The 1,763-nt window shown below is 59.1% G+C and carries 1 rRNA gene; it reads right to left on the reverse strand.

Annotated elements, in window-relative coordinates:
• Window positions 1-105 precede the first annotated feature (105 nt).
• A 16S ribosomal RNA gene (locus ACRYMN_RS20820) occupies window positions 106-1,633 on the reverse strand.
• Between the last annotated feature and the right edge of the window lie 130 nt (window positions 1,634-1,763).

Raw genomic sequence — 1,763 nt, forward strand, 5'->3', positions numbered from 1 at the left:
TGCCGTGTTGATGTTCCACCCTGAAGCACCGGCCTCCAGACGTTCGCTGGAAGAAACCGGCCCTTGCCACCCACTGCCGAGGCAGGAGTGGAAGATGCTCCTTAGAAAGGAGGTGATCCAGCCGCACCTTCCGGTACGGCTACCTTGTTACGACTTCGTCCCAATCGCCAGTCCCACCTTCGACAGCTCCCCCCCGTACGGGTTGGGCCACCGGCTTCGGGTGTTACCGACTTTCATGACGTGACGGGCGGTGTGTACAAGGCCCGGGAACGTATTCACCGCAGCGTTGCTGATCTGCGATTACTAGCGACTCCGACTTCACGGGGTCGAGTTGCAGACCCCGATCCGAACTGAGACCAGCTTTTTGGGATTCGCTCCACCTCACGGTATCGCAGCCCTCTGTACTGGCCATTGTAGCATGCGTGAAGCCCAAGACATAAGGGGCATGATGATTTGACGTCATCCCCACCTTCCTCCGAGTTGACCCCGGCAGTCTCCCATGAGTCCCCAGCCGAACTGCTGGCAACATGGAACGAGGGTTGCGCTCGTTGCGGGACTTAACCCAACATCTCACGACACGAGCTGACGACAACCATGCACCACCTGTGCACGACCACCTAAATGACGTCCCATCTCTGGGACTGCACCGTGCATGTCAAGCCTTGGTAAGGTTCTTCGCGTTGCATCGAATTAATCCGCATGCTCCGCCGCTTGTGCGGGCCCCCGTCAATTCCTTTGAGTTTTAGCCTTGCGGCCGTACTCCCCAGGCGGGGCGCTTAATGCGTTAGCTGCGGCACGGAGTCCGTGGAATGGACCCCACACCTAGCGCCCAACGTTTACGGCATGGACTACCAGGGTATCTAATCCTGTTCGCTCCCCATGCTTTCGCTCCTCAGCGTCAGTTACGGCCCAGAGACCCGCCTTCGCCACCGGTGTTCCTCCTGATATCTGCGCATTTCACCGCTACACCAGGAATTCCAGTCTCCCCTACCGCACTCAAGTGTGCCCGTACCCACTGCAAGCTCAGAGTTGAGCCCTGAGTTTTCACAGCAGACGCGACACACCGCCTACGAGCTCTTTACGCCCAATAATTCCGGACAACGCTTGCACCCTACGTATTACCGCGGCTGCTGGCACGTAGTTAGCCGGTGCTTCTTCTGCAGGTACCGTCACCACCCCGAAAGATGGCTTCTTCCCTGCTGAAAGAGGTTTACAACCCGAAGGCCGTCATCCCTCACGCGGCGTCGCTGCATCAGGCTTGCGCCCATTGTGCAAGATTCCCCACTGCTGCCTCCCGTAGGAGTCTGGGCCGTGTCTCAGTCCCAGTGTGGCCGGTCGCCCTCTCAGGCCGGCTACCCGTCGTCGCCTTGGTGGGCCATCACCCCACCAACAAGCTGATAGGCCGCGAGCCCATCCCCAGCCGAAGTTCTTTCCACCCGCACTCGATGCCGAGACGGGTCGTATCCGGTATTAGCCACCGTTTCCAGTGGTTGTCCCAGAGCTGAGGGCAGGTTGCTCACGTGTTACTCACCCGTTCGCCACTGATCCACCCCGAAGGGCTTCACCGTTCGACTTGCATGTGTTAAGCACGCCGCCAGCGTTCGTCCTGAGCCAGGATCAAACTCTCCGTCGAAAAAACCATAGACACCTCCCGGGCGAACCCGGAAAGCACCAGATCTTATGACTAGCTTGGTTTGACCTCTGATCTCGAAACCCCCACCCCCTGGCGAGGGAGCGGAGGACCAACACCAAAGGAATCCCCA

This window comes from Kineococcus gypseus, from assembly GCF_050871305.1.
Taxonomy (GTDB): Bacteria; Actinomycetota; Actinomycetes; order Actinomycetales; family Kineococcaceae; genus Kineococcus; species Kineococcus gypseus.